23 protein-coding genes are annotated in these 20,706 nt (G+C 62.2%); 12 read left to right on the top strand and 11 right to left on the bottom strand.

Annotated features, from left to right (window positions below):
• On the top strand, positions 1-621 hold the full coding sequence (locus ACTXGA_RS05750; RefSeq protein WP_443392184.1) for a LysE family translocator: 621 nt from the start codon (positions 1-3) through the stop codon (positions 619-621).
• A 74-nt stretch (positions 622-695) separates the two neighbouring features.
• Entirely contained in the window at positions 696-1,235 is a 540-nt protein-coding gene (locus ACTXGA_RS05745) for an adenine phosphoribosyltransferase (RefSeq protein WP_443392183.1), read from the top strand.
• Positions 1,236-1,382: 147 nt separating this feature from the next.
• Here ACTXGA_RS05745 and phaZ read toward each other — a convergent pair whose 3' ends face one another.
• Positions 1,383-2,666: a polyhydroxyalkanoate depolymerase gene (gene phaZ / locus ACTXGA_RS05740; RefSeq protein ID WP_443392182.1), complete on the bottom strand. Its 1,284-nt coding sequence runs from the start codon at positions 2,664-2,666 to the stop codon at positions 1,383-1,385.
• A gap of 133 nt (positions 2,667-2,799) precedes the next feature.
• Between phaZ and ACTXGA_RS05735 the strand changes: the two genes are divergently transcribed.
• The 3 genes from ACTXGA_RS05735 (at position 2,800) to ACTXGA_RS05725 (ending at position 5,941) form a co-directional block, all read left to right on the top strand.
• Positions 2,800-4,602: a PHA/PHB synthase family protein gene (locus ACTXGA_RS05735; RefSeq protein WP_443392181.1), complete on the top strand. Its 1,803-nt coding sequence runs from the start codon at positions 2,800-2,802 to the stop codon at positions 4,600-4,602.
• A 122-nt stretch (positions 4,603-4,724) separates the two neighbouring features.
• Entirely contained in the window at positions 4,725-5,177 is a 453-nt protein-coding gene (locus ACTXGA_RS05730; RefSeq protein ID WP_443392180.1) for a phasin, PhaP, read from the top strand.
• Between the two features lie 305 nt (positions 5,178-5,482).
• Complete coding sequence (locus ACTXGA_RS05725) at positions 5,483-5,941, top strand: phasin, PhaP (RefSeq protein WP_443392179.1); 459 nt, start codon at positions 5,483-5,485, stop codon at positions 5,939-5,941.
• A gap of 168 nt (positions 5,942-6,109) precedes the next feature.
• Here the strand turns inward: ACTXGA_RS05725 and ACTXGA_RS05720 are convergent, their stop codons facing one another.
• The 7 genes from ACTXGA_RS05720 to topA form a co-directional block, all read right to left on the bottom strand.
• On the bottom strand, positions 6,110-6,628 hold the full coding sequence (locus tag ACTXGA_RS05720; protein ID WP_443392178.1) for a hypothetical protein: 519 nt from the start codon (positions 6,626-6,628) through the stop codon (positions 6,110-6,112).
• A 72-nt stretch (positions 6,629-6,700) separates the two neighbouring features.
• Positions 6,701-6,967, bottom strand: coding sequence for a hypothetical protein (locus tag ACTXGA_RS05715; RefSeq protein ID WP_443392177.1), 267 nt, complete (start codon positions 6,965-6,967; stop codon positions 6,701-6,703).
• 329 nt (positions 6,968-7,296) lie between these two features.
• Positions 7,297-7,920: a CoA transferase subunit B gene (locus ACTXGA_RS05710; RefSeq protein ID WP_443392176.1), complete on the bottom strand. Its 624-nt coding sequence runs from the start codon at positions 7,918-7,920 to the stop codon at positions 7,297-7,299.
• A gap of 3 nt (positions 7,921-7,923) precedes the next feature.
• A complete protein-coding gene (locus tag ACTXGA_RS05705; protein WP_443392175.1) occupies positions 7,924-8,151 on the bottom strand; it encodes a hypothetical protein in 228 nt (75 codons plus the stop codon).
• Position 8,152: 1 nt separating this feature from the next.
• On the bottom strand, positions 8,153-8,851 hold the full coding sequence (locus ACTXGA_RS05700) for a CoA transferase subunit A (RefSeq protein ID WP_443392174.1): 699 nt from the start codon (positions 8,849-8,851) through the stop codon (positions 8,153-8,155).
• Positions 8,852-8,938: 87 nt separating this feature from the next.
• Positions 8,939-9,520, bottom strand: coding sequence for a L,D-transpeptidase (locus ACTXGA_RS05695; RefSeq protein WP_443392173.1), 582 nt, complete (start codon positions 9,518-9,520; stop codon positions 8,939-8,941).
• 102 nt (positions 9,521-9,622) lie between these two features.
• Positions 9,623-12,364, bottom strand: coding sequence for a type I DNA topoisomerase (gene topA, locus ACTXGA_RS05690; RefSeq protein ID WP_443392172.1), 2,742 nt, complete (start codon positions 12,362-12,364; stop codon positions 9,623-9,625).
• Positions 12,365-12,551: 187 nt separating this feature from the next.
• Between topA and ACTXGA_RS05685 the strand changes: the two genes are divergently transcribed.
• Positions 12,552-12,992, top strand: a complete 441-nt coding sequence (locus ACTXGA_RS05685; protein ID WP_443392171.1) for a hypothetical protein — start codon at positions 12,552-12,554, stop codon at positions 12,990-12,992.
• Here ACTXGA_RS05685 and dprA read toward each other — a convergent pair.
• The 3 genes from dprA to tldD form a co-directional block, all read right to left on the bottom strand.
• Positions 12,989-14,209, bottom strand: a complete 1,221-nt coding sequence (gene dprA, locus ACTXGA_RS05680) for a DNA-processing protein DprA (RefSeq protein ID WP_443392170.1) — start codon at positions 14,207-14,209, stop codon at positions 12,989-12,991. The two genes, ACTXGA_RS05685 and dprA, sit on opposite strands and share 4 nt — an antisense overlap.
• A gap of 146 nt (positions 14,210-14,355) precedes the next feature.
• On the bottom strand, positions 14,356-14,805 hold the full coding sequence (locus ACTXGA_RS05675) for a hypothetical protein (protein ID WP_443392169.1): 450 nt from the start codon (positions 14,803-14,805) through the stop codon (positions 14,356-14,358).
• A 16-nt stretch (positions 14,806-14,821) separates the two neighbouring features.
• Positions 14,822-16,243, bottom strand: coding sequence for a metalloprotease TldD (gene tldD / locus ACTXGA_RS05670; RefSeq protein WP_443392168.1), 1,422 nt, complete (start codon positions 16,241-16,243; stop codon positions 14,822-14,824).
• A gap of 186 nt (positions 16,244-16,429) precedes the next feature.
• On the opposite strand from tldD, the gene coxB reads away from it, so the two are divergent.
• From coxB to ACTXGA_RS05640, 6 genes are all read left to right on the top strand, one after another.
• Positions 16,430-17,305 carry a cytochrome c oxidase subunit II gene (coxB, locus tag ACTXGA_RS05665; RefSeq protein WP_443392167.1) on the top strand — a complete coding sequence of 292 codons (876 nt, stop codon included), beginning with the start codon at positions 16,430-16,432 and terminating at the stop codon, positions 17,303-17,305.
• Between the two features lie 82 nt (positions 17,306-17,387).
• Complete coding sequence (cyoE, locus tag ACTXGA_RS05660) at positions 17,388-18,323, top strand: heme o synthase (RefSeq protein ID WP_443392166.1); 936 nt, start codon at positions 17,388-17,390, stop codon at positions 18,321-18,323.
• Positions 18,320-18,490: a cytochrome c oxidase system small membrane protein gene (locus tag ACTXGA_RS05655; protein WP_443392165.1), complete on the top strand. Its 171-nt coding sequence runs from the start codon at positions 18,320-18,322 to the stop codon at positions 18,488-18,490. The genes cyoE and ACTXGA_RS05655 overlap by 4 nt, the downstream gene beginning before the upstream one ends.
• The gene (locus tag ACTXGA_RS05650; RefSeq protein WP_443392164.1) at positions 18,480-19,064 is read left to right on the top strand and encodes a cytochrome c oxidase assembly protein; all 585 of its coding nucleotides are present in this window, start codon (positions 18,480-18,482) and stop codon (positions 19,062-19,064) included. The genes ACTXGA_RS05655 and ACTXGA_RS05650 overlap by 11 nt, the downstream gene beginning before the upstream one ends.
• Before the next feature lie 24 nt (positions 19,065-19,088).
• On the top strand, positions 19,089-19,895 hold the full coding sequence (locus ACTXGA_RS05645) for a cytochrome c oxidase subunit 3 (protein ID WP_443392163.1): 807 nt from the start codon (positions 19,089-19,091) through the stop codon (positions 19,893-19,895).
• A 132-nt stretch (positions 19,896-20,027) separates the two neighbouring features.
• Entirely contained in the window at positions 20,028-20,705 is a 678-nt protein-coding gene (locus tag ACTXGA_RS05640) for an SURF1 family protein (protein WP_443392162.1), read from the top strand.
• Position 20,706 lies beyond the last annotated feature (1 nt).

The raw sequence follows: 20,706 nt of genomic DNA, 5'->3' as shown, positions 1-20,706 counted from the left end.
ATGGATCTATCGCTCTGGATGACCTTTGTCGCCGCCTCCACCGCGCTGCTGCTGATCCCCGGCCCGACCGTGCTGCTGGTGCTGTCCTACGCGCTCAGCAAGGGGCGGACTGTTGCCGTGGCCTCTGCCGCCGGTGTTGCCACAGGCGATTTCATCGCCATGTCACTGTCGCTGGCGGGACTGGGCGCCGTGGTCGCCGCCTCGGCCACCTTGTTCACGGTGCTTAAATGGGTCGGGGCCATCTATCTTGTCTGGCTGGGCATCCGGTTGATCCGCTCGGCCCCCAGCAAGGGTCTGACCCTGCCTGACTCCGATGTCTCTGCGCGTGGCGTCTTTCTGCACAACATGACGGTGACGGCGCTGAACCCCAAGAGCATCGCCTTCTTCATTGCCTTCGTGCCGCAGTTCGTCACGACCGACCGGGCGCTGCTGCCACAATTCGCCATCCTTGTGACCACCTTCGTCGCCCTCGCCGCCCTGAATGCGCTGGCCTACGCGCTGGCGGCTGATCGTCTGCGGCGCATGATCTCACGGCCCAGCGTCCTGACGGGTCTGACGCGCGCCGGTGGCGCGACCTTGATCGGCATGGGTGTGCTCACGGCCACGCTGCGCCGTGCCTGACACCGCACCCCTTGCACCTGCGACCTAGGCCGGGGTACCGCTGGAGCTGCGTTTTTCTCTGGCCAGGAGCGGACATGCCGAAAAAGACCGAGATCAAGGACTACATCCGGACCATCGCCGATTTCCCCCACGAAGGGATCATGTTTCGCGATGTCACCACGCTCTTTGCGGACCCGCGCGGGTTTCGCATGGCCATCGACCAGTTGCTGCACCCCTATGCCGGGGTCCGCTTCGACAAGGTCGTGGGACTGGAGGCGCGCGGCTTCATCCTCGGAGGGGCCGTGGCACACCAGTTGTCCGCCGGGTTCGTACCGATCCGAAAGAAGGGCAAGCTGCCCGGTGCGGTAATCTCCGAAGAGTATCAGCTGGAATATGGAGAGGCCGTGGTCGAAATCCACGACGACGCCATCCTGGCCGGCGAAAAGGTGCTGCTGGTGGATGACCTATTGGCCACGGGCGGCACGGCAGAGGCCGGGATCAAGCTGGTCGAGCGGCTGGGAGGAGAGCTGATCGGCTGCGCCTTCGTGATCGACTTGCCGGAACTTGGCGGCCGCAAGCGGCTCGAAGCGATGGATATGGACGTCCACGCGCTTTGCGCCTTTGACGGCCTGTGAGGCTGGCCGTCAAAGGCGCAGGTCAAGGCGTCCCGAACCTGAGCAAGCAGCGCCCGCCGGAGGCCAGAGCGCGCAGCGCGGAGGCCGACACAAAAAGAGCGCGCCGCACGGCGCGCCCCTTTGGATCAGGCTGACGATTTTCCGGGGTCAGCGGTGGTCCGCGATATTCACCGTATTCGCGCTTGTCTTCGGTGCCGGGGCGCCCGAGTTCGCGTCGATGAAGTCCAGCACCAGCGGGCGGATATTGTTGCGCCAGCTCTTGCCTGCAAAGATGCCGTAGTGGCCCGCGCCCGGCTCCAGATGGCTCGCCTTCTTCTCGTCCGGCAATCCGGTGCAGAGGTCCAGTGCGGCAACACATTGCCCCGGGGCGGAAATGTCGTCCTTGGACCCTTCGACAGTCTTTACCGCGACATTCGTGATCGCGCCGATATCCACCTTGTGCCCCGCCACGACGAATTCGTTCTTCGCGATCTCACGGTTCTTGAAGATCCGCTCCACCGTCGACAGATAGAACTCGGCCGGCATGTCCATCACGGCAAGGTATTCGTCGTAAAAGCGGTTGTGCGCATCGTGGTCCGAAGCTTCGCCGCGCGCCACCCGCAGGATCTGATCCTGGAAGGCCGCAGAATGCCGGTCCCCGTTCATCGACATGAAAGAGGCCAACTGCAGCAGGCCGGGATAGACCAGTCGGCCCACGCCCTTGTACTTGAAGCCGACCCGCTGGATCATCGTTTCTTCCAGCTGCCCCATGGTGACCCGGCGGCCGAAATCGGTCACGTCCGTGGGGGTCGCATCGGGATCGATCGGCCCGCCGATCAGGGTCAGGGTGCGGGGCTGCGCGTCGGGGTCCTGCTCTGCCAGATAGGCGGTCGCGGCCAGGGTCAGCGGCGCCGGCTGGCAGACCGCGATCACATGGGTATCGGGGCCCAGATGGCGCATGAAGTCCATCAGGTAGAGGGTGTAATCCTCGATGTCGAACTTGCCCGCCGAGACGGGAATGTCGCGCGCGTTGTGCCAGTCGGTGACATAGACCTCGCAGTTGACGATCAGCGATTTCACGGTCGAGCGCAGCAGCGTCGCGTAGTGGCCGGACATCGGCGCAACCAGCAGGATCTTGCGCGGCTGTTCCTCTCGTCCGGTGACGTTGAAGTGGACCAGATCGCCAAACGGCCGCTCCACCACGGTTTCGATGTCAACCAGATGGTCTTTGCCGTCTTCGCAGGTGAAGGTGTGGATGCCCCAGTCGGGCTTGACCACCATGCGCTCGAAGGTGCGCTCTGTTACCGCACCCCAGGCGGCCATCCAGGCCAGCGCCGGGTTGGGCACCGCGGAAAACATCGGGTAGGAGGCCATGGTCCGCGCCGTCGCACCCAACCAGGCGTTGGTGTTGCGGATGCTTTCCATCATATCGTACGTCGCCATGTAGCGCATGGGTGCCACTCCTAGTATAGTCGAAAGGGGGGTAGCGGAGGACCGCGCACCCGGGACCGAGCCAATTCGTCGCTTTGCCCCCCAGACCCACGACGTTATGCTGCAAGTGCGAAGATAGGGGGATTTAATTCCGATGACAATAAACGAGGTTGCCGCAGGTGAAAACCGCAAGCGGCTGGAGGAGAACCTTGAGCGTGTGGAGGAACTTAGCAAGCGTCTCGTTGCATCTCTGACGCGACGTCACCCCACACCGCCCGCACTGAATGGCCCCGACAACGCGCTTTATGCAAAGGCAGCGCAGGCCTACTGGCAGGAATGGATGACCAACCCGGCGAAGCTGATCGAACAGCAGGTCAGCTTCTGGGGAAAGACCGTCACCCACTTCGTCGAGGCGCAGCAGACGCTTGCCAAGGGCAAGCTGGAAGCCCCCGAAGACCCCGGCCCGAAGGACCGCCGCTTCAAGAACCCGCTGTGGGACAACCACCCCTACTTCAACTACGTCAAGCAGCAGTATCTCATCAACGCCGATGCCATCCGTGAGGCCGTCGATGCCATCGACGACATGGACGAAAAGGAAAAGCGGCGTCTGCGCTATTTCAGCCAGCAGATCGTCGACATGTTCGCGCCGACGAACTTCCTTGCCACCAACCCCGAAGCGTTGATGAAGGCGGTCGAGACCGAGGGGGAAAGCCTTGTGCGCGGGCTGGAAAACCTCGTTGCGGACCTCGAGGCCAACAACGGCGAACTGATCGTGCGGCTGGCGGACGAAAGCGCCTTCGAGATCGGCGAAAACATCGCCACCGCGCAGGGCGAGGTCATCTATCGCAACCGCATGATGGAAGTGATCCAGTACAGCCCGACCACCGAACAGGTCCATGAGACCCCGATCGTGCTGTTCCCGCCATGGATCAACAAGTTCTACATCCTCGACCTGAAACCACAGAACAGCCTGATCCGCTGGGTCGTCGATCAGGGCTATACCCTGTTCGTGGTCAGCTGGATCAACCCGGATGCCAAGTATCGGGACGTCGGCCTCGAAGAATATGTGGACGAGGGCTATCTCAAGGCGATGGACATCGCCAAGGAGGTCTGTGGCGTCGACCGGGTCAATGCCGTCGGTTACTGCATCGCGGGCACGACCCTCAGCCTGACGCTCGCGCTGCTGAAAAAGCGCGGCGACAAGACGGTGAAGTCGGCCACCTTCTTCACCGCGCTGACCGACTTCAGCGATCAGGGGGAATTCACCCCTTTCCTGCAAGAAGATTTCGCCGACGGTCTGGAACAGGAGATCAATCAGGAAGGGATCCTGCCCTCCTTCATCATGGCGCGTACCTTCTCTTTCCTGCGCTCCAACGATCTGGTCTACGGGCCGGCGATCCGGTCCTACATGATGGGAGAGACGCCTCCGGCCTTTGACCTTCTGTACTGGAACGGCGACGGCGCTAACCTGCCCGGCAAGATGTTCAGCCAGTATCTGCGCGGACTGTGCCAACGCAACGAATTCGCCGAAGGCACGTTGGAGATGTTTGGCGAGACGCTGAGCGTCAAGGATGTGGATGTCCCGCTGATGTCTATCGCCGCAGAGACGGATCACATCGCCGCCGCCCGTGACGTGTTCCGCGGCGTGCAGATGATGGGATCGCGGTCCAAGCAGTTCGTCATGGGCCAGTCCGGCCATATCGCCGGCATCGTCAACCCGCCGTCGAAAGGCAAGTACGGCCATTTCATCAACGATGATCTCAGCCTCGATTTCGATGACTGGGTGGCCGCGGCCGACTTCCGCGAGGGATCGTGGTGGCCGTATTGGGAGGCCTGGCTGCGCAAGCGGTCCGGCAAGAAGGTGGATGCGCGGATTCCGGGTGATTCGAAGTACGAACCGCTTGCCCCCGCCCCCGGCACCTACGTCAAACTGAAGGCCAGCAAACAAATTCAGTGAGTTGGCGGAAACCCGCTGCGGCGCAGAATTTCACTTGAAATGCTGCGCCGCAGCATGCATATTCTTGACAGCTGCAACGACCCGGGGCTGGCCCGCGGAAGCACTGGAAAAGGATTTGACAGATGGCTGCTCAAGCACAAGATTTCACCGCCATGATGAAAGACATGATGGGCGCATTTCCCGTCGACACCAAAGCGATGGAAGACGCCTTCAAGACCACCGCAACGATGAACGAAAAGCTTTCGGCTGTTGCTCTGGAAGCCGCTGACAAGTCGATCGAACTGTCGACTTCCTGGACCAAGGGCACCCTGGCCAAGCTGGCCGATATGTCCAAAGCCAAGGCAGAGCCGGCTGACTACGCCAAAGCCATGACCGACTTCGCATCGGCTCAGGCAGAAGTGGCCGCCGAGAACATGGCAGCCTTCGCCGAGATCGCCAAGAAGGTCCAGATGGACACCGTTGAGCTGCTGATGGCTGCTGGCAAGGACTTCTCCGAAGACGCCACCGCCGCTGTCAAGAAAGCCACCGACGAAATGACCGCGACCGCCAAGAAAGCGACCGCAGCCGCCAAGTAATACAGGCAGGAAGTTCGGCCTCGGCCGAAGCGGAATTTGCGCCCTCTCCTCCCAATCCGGCGCAAAATCCCTGGGCAGGATCCTCGTGATCCTGCCCTTTTTCGTATCTGCCGCCTTTGGTTTTTCTCATCAAGGCTGGCGCCGTCTACAAGATAGATTTGCAAGCATCGTTTGATTGGTCAATTTTGCCGCAGTGCAGAAAAAGACTTGAAATGCTGCGCTGCAGCATTCATATTCCTCTCAGACGCAGAACACGGGGCTCCCCGGGCTGCGGAGACTGACACCGCAAACTAAGGATGACTCAAATGACACAGACCCCCGATTTCACCGCGATGATGAAAGACATGATGGGCGCATTCCCGGTTGACACCAAAGCCGTGGAAGACGCGTTCAAGACCAACGCAACCCTGAACGAAAAGCTGTCGGGCGTTGCTCTGGAAGCCGCTGACAAGTCGATCGAACTGTCGACCTCGTGGACCAAGAACACCCTGTCCAAGCTGGCAGACATGTCGAAAGCCAAGGCAGAGCCGGCCGACTACGCCAAAGCCATGACCGACTTCGCATCGGCTCAGGCAGAAGTTGCCGCCGAGAACATGTCCGCTTTCGCCGAGATCGCCAAGAAGGTCCAGATGGACACCGTCGAGCTGCTGATGGCTGCTGGCAAGGACTTCTCCGAAGACGCCACCGCCGCTGTCAAGAAAGCCACCGACGAGGTGACCAAGACCGCCGCGACCGCGACCAAGAAAGCCGCACCGGCCAAGTAATCCGGTCAGGCAATTCGGCCCAGGCCGAAATGGAATTTGCGCCCTCTCCTCCCAATCGAGGCGCAATGACCTGGGGCAGGATCTTCGGATCCTGCCTCTTTTTATTTGGCGGGCGCATATTGTCTTCCAAGGGCGCAAACCCTCAGGAAACGCCTGAGCTTCAGGGGATCATTCTCCCTCGCCGCTGGATCCCTGGTCACTCGTCCGCCGCCTGTTGGTGACCCAACGCACCGGCAACGCCCCGCAATGTCCAAGGTCGATGGCAAAGAGCAGTCCCTCTTCCTCGGAATAGCTCAGGTTGGTCCATATCAGGTCACCGAAGCTTTTGAACGGACGTCCCGTCTCGTCAGGGAAGGAATCAAAGTCGCACTCGCTCCACAGACCGCTGCGCGTGGGGTGCCGACCGATCCAGTATCCGCCAAAGGGAATCTGATCGTTGATGATCGGGTTGTCCTTCGTCAGCATCACATAGATGGCGTCCGGATCGACATAGAGCGACAAACTGAGCGCCGGGATATCAAGGCGCGCATAGTCCGCGCCGTTTGTTCCCACCACATCGCCAATGATTTCGACATCGCCGATGTAGCTGCCGTCGTTGTCGTAGAGAGGGTCGATCCCGTCCGCAGACGCGACAGTCGACAGTGCGATCATCAGCGCCGCAGCCACGGGTTTCATCAGGTCCATCATTCGATGTCATCCTTCCGCGTAAAATCGGTTCGGATCCGTCACGATGGCGGACCCGATATTTTGGGCGGCGACCTATTCGGCGCGAAGTTCTGCGCTGTCCGGGCAGTCACTGCCACTTTCATAGCTGGGTAGGATGATGAGATAGGCGTAGTCGTCGGAGCCGCTGCCATTCGGATTGGGAATGGCATAGGGCAGGCCCCATTGGGCTTGGGGAACGCTCATGCTGCCACCGTCGGCTCCTTTCGAGACACCCGAGGAATTGTACCAGCATGTCAGAGGACCGGCAGAAACCGCCGAGGCGCAGAGCGCGCAGGTCATCGTCAGAAAGAGGAGTCGCATAGCATATCCTTTTCAAAGACTAAATTTTTGGGAAACGAAAGACGGGAAACCGAACGCGATCTCGACTGCCCGGACATCAGGGTCCCCGCTGGTGCCCGGCAAAGCAACATAAAACGGTGAAATCACCGCAATAACGGGCCTCGCTCTACCATGCCGACTGCTCACACCCCGCGAAACGCGGCATGCGGGAGGGGTGGCCGCGCGTTGGCGGTCCGGACAGAGACCAGGATGTAGGGAGGGTGTCCTTCTGGATCAGCGCCTCAATAGAACTGCGATCCGTCGGGAGGTGATCCCACCCCGGGCCGATGGCCCCGGGCAGGAAAGGGGTATTAGACGATGGTGGCCTGCGTTGCGGCGCGCAGCTCTTCCTCGGTCACACCATCGGCGCATTCGACGATTTTCAGCCCGCCCTCGACCACGTCCAGGACGCCGAGGTTGGTGATGATGCGGTCCACCACCCCCTTGCCGGTCAGCGGCAGGGTGCATTCCTTCAGCACCTTGCTGTCGCCGTGTTTGTTGGTGTGGTCCATCACCACGATGACGCGGCCGACACCGGCCACCAGATCCATGGCGCCGCCCATGCCCTTGACCAGCTTGCCGGGGATCATCCAGTTCGCGAGGTCGCCGTTCTCGGCCACTTCCATCGCGCCAAGGATCGCCGCAGCAATTTTGCCGCCACGGATCATCCCGAAGGAGGTCGCGCTATCAAAGTAGGAGGTTCGTGCCAGTTCGGTGATGGTCTGTTTGCCGGCGTTGATCAGGTCCGGGTCCTCTTCCCCCTCGATGGGGAACGGGCCCATGCCCAGCATGCCGTTTTCCGACTGCAGCGTGATGTCCTTGTCGCCGACGTAATTGGCGACAAGCGTCGGGATGCCGATCCCGAGGTTCACATACATGCCGTCTTCGAGTTCTTCTGCCGCGCGCGCGGCCATCTGGTTACGATCCCAGGGCATTCTTCAATCCCTCTCAAGAAGTTCGGTGAGTTTGTCTTGGCTGGCGGCGGCGATTTCGGCTGTTTCCAGCGTCGCCATCATTGATGCCACCTGCGCAATGGTCAGGACATGATCCTGGCTGGCTTCCGGGCCAAACGCGTCGACGACAAGTCGGCGCGCGATATGCAGATAGAGCTCTGCACGCGCCGCGATTCGTTGAACCTGTTCGTCCTCTACCAGGTGATCGTCCATGTCAGGCGGCCGGGCGCGTGGTGCGCTGTTCGATCCGCTTTTCGTGCTCACCCTGGATGATCCGGTGCACGTAGATGCCCGGCAGGTGGATGTGATCCGGATCGATGCTGCCGCGCGGCACGATTTCCTCGACCTCGACGACGCAGACCTTGCCGCACATGGCAGCCGGCGGGTTGAAGTTGCGCGCGGTCTTGCGGAACACGAGGTTGCCGGTGTCGTCCGCCTTCCACGCCTTGACGATGGAAAGATCGGCAAAGATGCCCTCTTCGAGGATGTAATCCTGACCACCCCAGGATTTCACTTCCTTGCCCTCGGCGATCACGGTGCCGACGCCGGTCTTGGTGTAAAAGCCCGGGATGCCGCAGCCACCGGCGCGCATGCGTTCGGCCAGTGTGCCCTGCGGGTTGAATTCCAGCTCCAGCTCACCGGACAGGTATTGGCGCATGAATTCAGCGTTTTCGCCCACGTAGGACGACATCATCTTCTTGATCTGCTTGGTGTCGAGCAGCTTGCCCAGGCCAAAACCGTCAACGCCCGCGTTGTTCGAGGCCACGGTCAGATCCTTGACCCCGCTTTCGACCAGTGCGTCGATCAGCAGTTCCGGAATGCCGCAGAGGCCAAAACCGCCCGACGCGATGAGCATGCCGTCAAACAGCAGACCATCAAGCGCCTCGGCGGCTGTGCCGTAGACCTTTTTCATGGAAATCTCCCCTGATTTCTGGATCAGGGGAGTTTTCGCCGCCCTGCAGCGGGATGTCAACGCACCTCGGCGATGAGAGCGCTCACATCAGATAAGACGCACCTGCGTCCCGATCGGCGTGATCTCGAACAGTTCGGCGATCTTTTCATTGTAGAGGCCGATACAGCCATCCGACGACGGGCGCCCGATCTTGCGCGTGTCATGGGTGCCGTGGATCAGGTAGGCGGGCCAGTCAAGGTACATGGCATGCGTCCCCAACGGGTTGTCGGGTGCACCGCCTTCGACCGGTTTCCAGTCCGGGAAGCGTTCCATCTGGCTGGCGGTCGGGGTCCAGGAGGGGCCGACCTTTTTGCGCACGATCTTGGTATAGCCGCGCTTGGTCAGCTCATCGGTCTTTGGGACCGAGGTGGGGTAGACGCGGTAATCGCTGCCATCGGCGTTCCAGTAGTGCAGCGCACGGCTGGCCGTGTCACAGACGATGCAGCCCACACCCAGCTCATCGAAATGATCGCGCCAGTCCTGGCTGGTGAAGCTGGACACGTTTCGCCGCACCAAAGTGTTGGCCTCACGCGTTTCCATGATGTCCTGAGCGCGCACCTGCGCCGGAACAATCAGCGCCGCCCCGCCTGTCAGCAACAGACCGCGACGCGAAAAAACTGTCTTGGTCATGGGTATTCTCCTTGCCTGTCTTGCTGGGCAACGCGCTACATGACGCTGCGAAGCAGCGCCAATCACATTGTATTGACAAGATATCAGCAGGCGGAGAGGCGCTTAATCCTCGGTCACGTCATCATCTGTGCTTGCCGCGCTCTTCTTGGCGGCGGTTTTCTTTGCCGTGGTCTTCTTGGCGGCAGTTTTCTTGGCCGGAGCCTTTTTGGCTGCAGGCTTTTTGGCAGCCGCCTTCTTGGCTGTGGCTTTCTTCTTGCCGCCCTTTGACGCCTTTTCGTTGACGATGGCCACCGCTGCGTCCAGCGTCACGTCCTTGGGGTCGACATCCTTGGGCAAGGTCGCATTGACCTTTTCCCACTTCACGTAAGGTCCATAACGGCCCTCGTAGACGTCAATCTTGCCGCCGTCGGGATGTTCACCCAACTCGCGCATCGGTTTCGCCGCCGCACCGCGACCGCGCCCGGGATTGGCGCGCTTCTCGGCCAGCAGTTCGACCGCGCGGTTCATGCCGATCTCGAAAACCTCCTGAAATTCCTTGAGGTTAACGTAGACTGGTTTTTCCTCATCAGGTTTCTGGTGCATGATGTAAGGCCCGAACCGGCCAAGGTTCGAACTGACCACGCCGCCATCCGGGTGCATGCCGATCTGACGCGGCATGGTCAGCAGCGTCAGCGCCTTTTCCAGCGTCATGCCATCGGGTTCCCAGCCAGGTAGGTACTGCCCCTTGGCCTTGGGCAGCGAGGCACGCGGCGGTTTCTTGTTCTCCGGCGTCGCTTCGCCGCGCTGGACATAAGGGCCAAAGCGCCCGGCCTTCAGCCAGATCTCATCGCCCTGATCCTCGCCCAGCACCCGTTCATCCCCCTCTGCCCCTTCGCCGGCAATGGGACGGGTATAGGTGCATTCCGGGTAGTTGCCGCAGCCAACGAACCCGCCGGTGCGCGAGGTTTTCAGGTGCAGTTTCCCTTGCCCGCATTTCGGGCAAATCCGCGGGTCCGATCCGTCTTCGCGCGGCGGATACAGTTGCGGCGCCAGTGCCTCGTCCAGCACGTCCAGAACTTCGGAAATGCGCAGGTCGGACGTTTCCGAAATCGCCGCGCTGAAATCGCGCCAGAACTTCGCCAGAAGGTCCTTGTAGTCCTCTTCCCCGGCGGACACGCTGTCCAGCTCGTTCTCCAGCGCGGCGGTGAAATCATATTCCACGTAACGCTTGAAGAAGTTCAGCAGGAAGATGGTGACGATCCGGCCCTTGTCCTCGGGGAACAGGCGGTTCTGTTCCTTGCGGACGTATTCGCGATCCTGAATCGTGGTGATGACGCTGGCGTAGGTCGAGGGGCGACCGATGCCCAGCTCTTCCATCTTCTTGACCAGCGTTGCCTCCGTGTAGCGCGGCGGCGGGTTGGTAAAGCTTTGCGTGGCCAGCGTTGCGCCGTCATCGGACATGACTGCGTTGCGTTTGTCGCCAACGGCTTTTTCGACGGCCTTGGCGTGTTCGCTTTTCAATGCGCCCGCGTCGAACTTGGCTGGCTCGCCCTGCATGATCTGTGGCAGGCGTTTGTCATCGTCCTCAACAGGCTCATCCCGGCCTTCCTCGTAGACCTTGAGGAAACCATCGAACAGCACCACCTGACCGGTCGCACGCAGTCCAACTTGACCGTCCTCACTGCCGATCTCGACCGTGGTGCGTTCCAGCCGCGCGGCCTCCATCTGGCAGGCCAGCGTGCGCTTCCAGATCAGGTCATACAGCTTGCGCTGATCCGGATCCGACAGACGCAGGCTTTCGGTGTCCTTGGTCATGTCGGTCGGGCGGATACATTCGTGCGCTTCCTGCGCGTTCTTGGCCTTGTTCTTGTAGATGCGCGGGCTGGAGGGCACGTAATCCGCGCCAAAGCGGTCCTTGATCGCTTCGCGCGCCTCGGTCACCGCCTCCGGCGCCATGTCGATCCCGTCGGTCCGCATGTAAGTGATGTGCCCGGCCTCATAGAGCCGTTGTGCCGCGTTCATCGTCTGCCGCGCGCCCATGCCGAACTTGCGGCTGGCTTCCTGTTGCAGGGTCGAGGTCATGAAGGGCGCGGAGGGGTTGCGCGACGCCGGTTTCGCCTCGACGCTCAGCACCTTCAGGCTGCGCTTGGCCACCGCATCGACGGCCATTTCCGCCTGAGTGGCGTTTTCAAGGTCGTAGCGGTCCAGCTTCTTGCCGGCGAGGTTGGTCAGCCGGGCCTCATAGCTCTGGCCGCGCGGCGTGGTCAGCTGGGCCTTCACCTGCCAGTATTCGCGGGCGCGAAACGCCTCGATCTCCATCTCCCGCTCGACGATCAGGCGCAGGCAGACAGATTGCACGCGGCCAGCGGAACGTGCGCCCGGCAGTTTGCGCCACAGGACCGGCGACAGGTTGAACCCAACAAGGTAATCCAGCGCGCGGCGGGCCAGGTAGGCCTCGACCAGCGGTGCATCGATGTCGCGCGGGTTCTGCATCGCCTCGGTCACGGCGGCCTTGGTGATGGCGTTGAAGGTCACGCGCTCGACCTTGGTGGTCTTCTTGATCGACCGGCGCTTGGTCAGCGCCTCTTTGAGGTGCCAGCTGATCGCCTCGCCCTCGCGGTCGGGGTCGGTCGCGAGGATCAGTTCGTCGTCGGTTTTCAGGGCTTCGGCGATGGCGGCGACGTGTTTTCGCGAATCGTTCCCCACCTCCCACTTCATCTCGAATCCGTTGTCGGTATCGACCGACCCGTCCTTCGGCGGCAGGTCCCTCACGTGTCCGTAAGAGGCCAGAACCGTGTAGTCGGAACCCAGATATTTGTTGATAGTCTTGGCCTTGGCCGGGGATTCGACGACGACGACGGGCATGGGGGCTGCTACCTCGCGAGTTCTCTTTTGGCCCAAAGCGGGGCCTTGTCTGGTGCCGCGTATGGCGGCGCAACATGTGGGGCGCAAGGCCGATTTGTCAATCCGGGGCTCCGTGACGCTGGCCTTGACGCTTTCCCGCCTGGGCGGATTGCGGTTAGCTGGGCACAGATTGCCCGGAGGAAATGAAATGCGTCGCAGCCGTTTTGCACTGACCTTTTTCGCGGTCCTGTCCGTTGCCTTGCCCGCCCTTGCATGGGATACGCCCGAACGGGGCACGGCCCTGCGCAATTCGCTGATGGACGCCGCCCGCCCGCATGCGGAATGGGTGCTTGGGGCGCCGGTGACCTTTGTCGTCGATGGGCTGCGGGTCAGCGGCGATGTCGCCTTTGCCAGCCTGCACCCGGTCCGCCCGGGCGGCCGCGAAATCACGCCCGGCGAAATCCCCCAGCGTTTCGATCAGGACAACCCCTTCGACTGGGGCGGGGCCGATATGCAGGTGCTGTACCAACGGTCCGGCGCAACATGGGTGGCGGTACATCACGTCATCGGTGCCACGGACGTCTGGTGGTCACACCCGGATTACTGTCCGCTTTGGCACCCGGTGATCCCGGAGTTCTGCGGCGGCTAGTGACGCGTGACCCGTGACAGCAGGCCACCCGGCTGCCGCCGGATCTGACCGTCCAGTTCCAGATCGGTCAGCACCGGCGACACCTGCCCGGCTGCCGCCCCAAGATCGCGGATCAACTGATCCTCGGCCACCGGCGATGGCCCCAACCGTTCCAGGATCTGGCGATGCAGCGCCGCGGCTTCGCGCAGGGTTTGCGTGTCCTCCCCTGATGCGGCCGACGTCGCACAGGGCGCGGGTGTCCCGGGGCGCGGCGACAGCGCCTGATGGGCGCGTGGCGTCAGATCCAGTTCGGTCTGCCCTGCCGTCCCAAGGTCGAACTCGACAGGCGGCAGCGCCTCGATGATGTCATCCGTGTTGCGCACCAGCCGTGCACCGTCTCGGATCAGCATGTTACAGCCTCCGGCCCGGGCGTCCATCGGATGCCCTGGCACTGCCAATACCTCGCGCCCCTGATCAAGCGCGTTTCTTGCCGTGATGAGAGAGCCGGATTTCGCCGCGGCCTCGACCACCACAACCGCGCGGGCAAGGCCCGAAACGATGCGGTTGCGGGTAGGAAAATGCCGGGCGACCGGCTGCGTCCCGATGGGTTGCTCGCTGATCCGGACGCCACCGTTCTGCGCAATCTGCTCGGCCAATCGTGTGTTTTCAGACGGATAGAGAACATCGACACCGCCCGCCATGACCGCAACCGTGCCGGTCTGCAGGGATGCGACATGCGCCGCCGTGTCGATGCCCCGCGCCAAACCGGACACCACGACGAACCCGGCCTCGCCCAGCCCTTCTGACAGTTTGCGGGCCATCCGGATGCCCAGCGAAGACGCATTTCGCGCCCCCACGAGGGCCACCATGGGCCTGTTCAGCGCCTCGACCGATCCGATGGTCCAGAGGACCGGCGGCGCGTCCGGCAATTCAGCCAGATCACGGGGATAGTCACTGTCACCACGACAGATCAGCCGCGCCCCAAGACGATGCCCGGCGGTCAGTTCCGCCTCTGCCACCTGTCTGGGGCAGATCTCATACCCTTTGACCCCGGCGGCGCGGGCCACCTCGGGCAAAGCCTCCAGCGCGCCCTGCACAGAGCCGTGTTCGTTAGTCAATTTCCAGAAGGTCGTCGGCCCCACCCGACGTGAGCGCAAGAGACGGAGCCAGTCCACACGATGATCTTCCGTGGTGGGTGGGAGTGGGGGGTGAGTGGAAGAGTTGCTTTCGTCGCGCATCCTGACCCCGTCTTCTTGCTTATCGATTCATAGCGCCACGGTGGTTAACCATTAATGAATCGCGGAGGGGTTGATGCGTTTTTTCCGACAAAGATAATTGTTGGCCGGAAATCCGGAGAACATACCTGAACGGTCTGCGTATCAATTCAAGCCCGGCCTCCCGGGGGATTTGGAGCGACTCTCTCTGCACTGGCCCGAAATCGCGTGGCCAACGCCCTCAGAAACGCCAGATGGATCACCGCAAGGAATGGACCCAGAAAGGCAGCGAGGATGCTGCCAATCAGCACCGACAACACACCCCCGATAGCCAACCCGCCCGCCATGGCGACGGCCCATCCCCCGTGCCCGCTGCGCAGCGCGTAATGAAGTGCGACCGCACCGGGCAAATGCCCCATCCAACTGAACAGCACGGAAAAGGTCAGCACGAATCCGATCGCGGCAAGGACGGCTGCAAGACCTTCCGACACCCAGGCAACCGAGGTTGCACTCATCCCGAGCGAATATCCGAAAACCACCGTCCCGACCAACGTCAGCCCGATGGCCATCAGGTGCACCCAGATCGACAGGCTGTCAGCCAGGGCCGGATCGGTGCGCACCGGATGCCACCATGGCTCAGGCCTGTGCGCCGCCAACCGTCAGGCCCCCGATCATCACGGTCGGCTGCCCGACACCCACCGGCACCCATTGCCCCTGCTTGCCGCAATTGCCCATACCCGGGTCCAGCGCCATGTCATTGCCCAAGGCGCGGATCTGCTGCAGCGCCGTGGCGCCATCCCCGATCAGGGTTGCCCCCTTGACCGGCGCGCCAACCTTGCCGTCCTTGACGCGGTAGGCCTCGGTGCAGCTGAACACGAACTTGCCGTTGGTGATGTCGACCTGACCACCGCCAAATCCCACGGCCCAGATGCCGTCCTTCAGGTCGGCCACGATATCGGCCGGGTCGGCATCGCCGCCCAGCATATAGGTGTTGGTCATGCGCGGCATGGGAATATGGGCAAAGCTCTGACGTCTGCCGTTGCCCGTGGGCTGCACCCCCATCAGGCGCGCGTTCTGACGGTCCTGCATGAAGCCGACCAGCTTGCCATCCTCGATCAACACGTTCTTGCCGCTGGGTGTGCCCTCATCGTCGATGGTGATGGATCCGCGCCGGTCCGGGATCGTGCCGTCATCCAGCACGGTGACGCCCTTGGCCGCCACCTGCTGTCCCATCAGACCGGCAAAAGCCGAGGATCCTTTGCGATTGAAGTCGCCTTCCAATCCGTGGCCGATGGCCTCGTGTAGCAGGATACCGGGCCAGCCGGGGCCAAGCACGATGTCCATGACCCCCGCCGGGGCCGGTTCTGCCTCCAGGTTGACCAGCGCGATGCGCAGCGCCTCGCGCGCTTTGGCCTGCCAGTCCTGCGGTGCCAGCAGACCGTCGAGGGACACGCGGCCCCCGCCCCCGGCCACACCGGATTCGCGGCGGCCATTCTGTTCGACGATGACAGAGACATTGACCCGCGTCATCGGCCGAACGTCGCTGACCAGCGTGCCATCGGCGCGCAGGATAGAGACCTCCTGCAAAGAGGCCGCGATGGTTGCCGTCACCTGCACCACGCGCGGGTCCAGATCGCGCGCAAAGGCGTCGATCTCGCGCAGCACCTCCAGCTTGACCGGAAAACTTGCGCCGTCGATCGGGTCCGCATCGGTGTAAAGGGTGCGATTGGTGCCCGGCGGCGGCGGGGACATCACGCCGCCGCCATCCCCGATGGCCAGCCGCGCCGTCTCGACCGCGCGTTTTACCGCGTTTTCGCTGATCTCGGTGGCGTGGGCATAGCCCGCAACCTCACCTTTCACCGCACGCAGGCCAAAGCCTTCGGACGAATCGTAACTGGCGGTCTTGACCCGGCCATCGTCCAGAACCAGCGATTCCGAGCGCGCGCGCTCCAGGAACAATTCGCCGTCTTCCGCCCCGCTAAGGGCCTCCGAGACCAGCGCAGAGGTGGCATCAAGGTCAAGGTGCGTGTCGAAAGGGCGGAACGGCGCGGAACTCATGTGGCTCTCCAATTTTGATCTGGATCAAGAAAAGCGGCGGTTTGCCGCAACGGCCGTGCTTTCCCGGCATTCCAGAATATGATTTTAAGCTGACCAGAACGCAATGGGAGGTCCGAAGTCCGTCTTGTGGACCTGTGCTTCCTTTCTTGTGCGCACGAACACACTCGCAACCGACCAGGGTGAGACATGACATTCAAATCGATGCTGACGGGCCTCTTCGCTGCCCTCCTCGCCGCGCCGGCACTGGCGCAGGACCTTCCGGTGCTGGGCAAACCCCAGCCGGGCGGCCTTGGCTTTCAGCCTGCCGCGACCGAACTGGCTGCGGACCTGCAGTGGCTGGACGGCATGATCCTTGTGATCATCACCGCCATCTGCCTGTTTGTTGTCGCCCTGCTGGCCTACATCATCGTCCGCTTCAACAGTAAGGCGAACCCGACGCCGGGCACCTTCACGCACAACTCGCCGCTCGAGGTGGCATGGACCATCGGTCCGATCGTGATCCTCGTCTTCATCGGCGCGTTTTCCCTGCCGGTGCTTTTCAAGCAGCAGGAGATCCCCGAGGCGGACATCACCATCAAGGCCATCGGCGCACAGTGGTACTGGACCTATGAATATGTCGGCACCGACCTTGCCTATGACAGCTTCATGATCGGCTCGCCCGCCACCGGCGGCGACAACCGCATGACCCCCGAGGTCGAGGAACAGCTGATCGCGGCAGGCTATGACAAGAGCGACTTCCTGCTGGCCACCGACACGGCCGTGGTTGTTCCCGTCGGCAAGACCATCGTTGTTCAGGCCACCGGCGCGGACGTGATCCACTCCTGGACCATCCCGGCCTTCGGCGTGAAGCAGGACGCGGTTCCCGGCCGTCTGGCGGAACTGTGGTTCACCGCCGAGAAAGAAGGCGTCTACTTTGGCCAGTGCTCGGAACTCTGCGGCATTGCCCACGCCTACATGCCGATCACCGTCAAGGTTGTCAGCGAAGAGGCCTATGAGGCATGGCTGCAGCGCTCCATCGATGACGGCGGTTACGTCGACGTCCGCGAAGTGCTGACCAACTGAGCCGGGATGGGTTGATAACCCATCCTACGCCAAACCCGTAGGGTGCGCCGGTTAGGCGCACCTTTTGACCACAGGGATCCCGATGAGCGACGCTAGCCTGCACAGCACGACCCATGAAAACGAGGCCCAGTTCGGCGATTATTTCGCCCTGTTGAAGCCGCGCGTCATGACGCTTGTCGTGTTCACGGCCTTCGTGGGCCTGCTGGCCGCGCCAGTCGCGGTTCATCCCTTTGTCGGCTTCTGCGCAATCCTGTTCATCGCCGTGGGCGGCGGTGCCTCGGGCGCGCTGAACATGTGGTACGATTCGGACATCGACGCGGTGATGAAACGCACCGCCAAGCGCCCGATCCCCGCCGGCAAAGTGACCCGGGACGAGGCGTTGGCCATCGGCCTGACGCTCTCCGCCTTTGCCGTGGTCTTCCTTGGCCTTGCGACCAACTGGGTCGCTGCAGGCCTTCTGGCCTTTACCATCTTCTTCTACGTCGTGATCTACACGATGTGGCTCAAGCGGCTGACACCGCAGAACATCGTGATCGGCGGCGCCGCCGGGGCCTTTCCCCCGATGATCGGCTGGGCCGCCGCGACCGGCGACATCTCAACCGCCTCGGTGCTGATGTTCTGCCTGACATTTCTCTGGACGCCGCCGCATTTCTGGGCGCTCGCCCTCTTTGTCCGCATGGACTATGACAACGCCACCGTGCCGATGCTGACCGTGACACACGGACGCCGCGCGACCCGCCGTCACATCCTGATCTACACGCTGCTGCTGGCCGCCTTTGCAATTGGCCTCGGATTCACCCAGGTTGGCGGCCCGATCTACCTTGCCACCGCCATCGCGCTGAACGCCCTGTTCATCCGTGGCGCGGTGCAGATCTTCCGCCGCGATGAGGCACAGGCCGAAGCGGACAGCTACAAGGCCGAAAAGTCTTTCTTCAAGCTGTCGCTGCTCTATCTCTTCGCTCACTTCGGAGCGATCCTGATCGAGGCCGGGATCGACCGTCTGGGGGTCTGGGCATGAGCCTGATGAAAGAACATGAACTGCACAAGCGCCGCCGTGGCCGCAACATCGGCGTGGGGCTGGTGCTGGCGGTGTTCATCGCCATCATCTTTGGGCTGACCATGGTCAAGGTGTCGCGCGGAGATTTCCAGATGCAACCTCAACAGGGGGTCAGCAATGGCAATTGACGGCAAGACAAGAACCGTATTCCAGACCGTGGGCGTGGTCGTCCTGATGGGCGGACTGGCCTGGGCCTCGGTGCCCTTTTACGACTGGTTCTGCCGGGTCACCGGCTTTGGCGGCACGCCCAACGTGGCGGATGCCGCGGGCGCCGAGATACTCGACAAGACCATCAAGATCCGCTTCGACGCCTCCAAATCGCGCGACATGCCGTGGGAATTCAAACCGATGCAGACGGAAATGACCCTGCGCATCGGCGAAGAGGGCCTTGCCTTCTACGAGGCTTACAACCCCACCGACCGTCCCGTTGCCGGGCAGGCGTCTTACAACGTCGCCCCCTACGAGGCTGGCGGTTTCTTCTCGAAGATCGAATGCTTCTGCTTTACCGAGCAGGTGCTGATGCCCGGTGAGCGCGTGCAGATGCCGGTCAGCTTTTTCGTCGATCCCGAGATCGTCACCGACCGCGATGCCAAGTACACAAAGCACATCACGCTCAGCTATACCTTCTACGAGATCGACCTGCCCGAAGAAGCGCAGGCCGCACTCGACGCCAAGAGAGACGCGAAAGCGTCCGTGAACTAACGCCAATCGAGGGAACGAACTGACATGGCGCATGCAAAGAACCACGACTACCACATTCTGAACCCCTCTATCTGGCCTTTGCTTGGGGCCTTGGCCGGCTTCATCATGCTGTTCGGAGCGGTCCTGCTGTTCCACGACAACGGCCCTTGGATGTTCCTGATCGGCTTCGTCGGCGTGCTCTACGTCATGTTCGGCTGGTGGGCGGAAACTGTGGCCGAAAACCAGGTCGGCGATCACACACCCGTGGTGCTGATCGGCCTGCGCTACGGCTTTATCCTCTTCATCATGTCCGAGGTGATGTTCTTCTTCGCCTGGTTCTGGTCGTTCTTCAAACACGCGATCTACCCGATGGACCCGGACGGCAACTCGCCGGCGGTTGACGGTATCTGGCCGCCCGCAGGGATCGAAACCTTCGACCCCTGGCACCTGCCGCTGATCAACACGCTGATCCTGCTCTGCTCGGGCGCGGCTGCCACCTGGGCGCACCACGCGCTGGTGCACGAAGACAACCGCAAGGACATCAAGTCCGGCCTGATCATCGCCGTGATCCTCGGCCTGATCTTCACCGTGTTCCAGGCATACGAATACAGCCACGCGGCCTTCGGCTTCTCCGGCAACATCTACGGCGCCAACTTCTTCATGGCGACGGGCTTTCACGGCGCACACGTGATCATCGGCACGATCTTCCTGTTCATCTGCCTGATCCGCGTCTACCGCGGCCACTTCACCGCCGAAAACCACCTCGGTTTCGAAGCGGCGGCTTGGTACTGGCACTTCGTCGACGTGGTCTGGCTGTTCCTCTTCGCAGCCGTCTACATCTGGGGCGGCTGAGGAACGCTGGGTTAAATCCCACCCTACGCCCACCCTTTGCTCGGTGGCGCAGGTTGGGGCTTGAACCCACGGCCTCACAGGATAAACCAAGGCGCGCCCCCGTGGCGCGCCTTTTCCGTTTCGGAGCCCCGCTTGAGACGTTACATCGCCCCCCTGCTGATCGGCCTTGTCGGCGCCGCCATCCTGCTATGGCTGGGAACATGGCAACTTGGCCGGTTGGAGTGGAAGCGCGGCGTCCTCGACGAGATCGAGACGACCATTGCGGGCGATCCACAGCCTCTGCCCCGCATGATCGACCCTCAGGCGCAACGCTATCTGCCTGTCACCTTGACCGGCGAAATCGGCGATGAGGCTCTCGCGGTGCTGGTTTCGGTCAAACAGCGCGGCGCAGGCTGGCGTCTGATTTCCCCGTTCCAGACCGATGATGGCCGCCGCATCCTCGTCGATCGCGGTTTTGTCCCTGTCGATCAAAAGGACAAGCCGTTGCACACCGGCCGCGTGATCATCGACGGCAACCTGCACTGGCCCGATGATCGCAATTCATCTACCCCGGACAACGATCCTGCCAAGAACACATGGTTCGCGCGCGACCTTGCCCCGATGGCCGAGGCGCTGAACACCGAACCGCTGCTGGTGGTGACACGGCAGATGTCGCCCGCGGACACGGGCTTGACGCCCCTGCCCGTCGACACCAGCGGCATCCCGAACGATCACTTGCAATACGCCATCACGTGGTATTCGCTCGCCGCGGTCTGGCTCATCATGACAGGCGTCTGGATCCGGCGTCTCAGGACAGGCAGGGAGGCCTGAC

The organism is Antarctobacter jejuensis (assembly GCF_052266595.1).
Taxonomy (GTDB): Bacteria; Pseudomonadota; Alphaproteobacteria; order Rhodobacterales; family Rhodobacteraceae; genus Antarctobacter; species Antarctobacter jejuensis.
Note: the sequence above shows the minus strand (reverse complement) of the source record. Positions and strands in the feature narration are given on the sequence as shown.